At 57.9% G+C, this 560-nt stretch carries 1 protein-coding gene; it reads right to left on the bottom strand.

Annotated features, from left to right (window positions below; genetic code table 11):
- On the bottom strand, nt 1-560 hold a 560-nt coding region (locus Aso01_RS15825), incomplete at both ends, for an Ig-like domain-containing protein (protein WP_042065648.1).

Below are 560 nucleotides of genomic sequence, written 5' to 3'. Positions count from 1 at the left end.
CCGTCTGCACCTAGATCCGTCGTGGTCACACTCCAGGTCCCGTCTGAAGCCACTGTGGTTGAACCCACTGCCGTGCCGTCAACATATACCGTTACCACCGCACCCACTTGCCCGGTACCACTGATGGTCGGCGTGCGGTCATCTGTGGTCTGGTTCTTCTGCAGATCTCCTGTCACATCACCCTGATTATCCGTCACGCTCTGAATGGATGGCGCCGATGGGGCTGCACCCACCACCTTGAATTGCCATGCCGCGCTTTGCGGTCCTTCGTTACCTGCTGCATCCACACCACTGGCGGTGAAACTGTGTGGTCCTGCACCAATCGGTGTACTTGGCGTGAAGCTCCATTTGCCATCTGCACCCACGGTCGCACTGCCTAGGTACGCGCCATTGTCGTAGACTTTCACGATCGCCACCGAGGCATCTGCCGTTCCTGAATATGCCGGACGGGTGTCATCGGTCAGACTATCTGGACTGTTGCTGATGGTGCCCTGAATCGCGCCCACATCATCGTACAGATCCAGCACCGTGACTGCATTTGCCAATGGCGGGATGGTATC

Origin of the sequence: Acinetobacter soli, from assembly GCF_000760595.1 — a bacterium.
GTDB lineage: Bacteria > Pseudomonadota > Gammaproteobacteria > Pseudomonadales > Moraxellaceae > Acinetobacter > Acinetobacter soli.
This window is presented reverse-complemented; position numbering and strand designations above follow the sequence as displayed.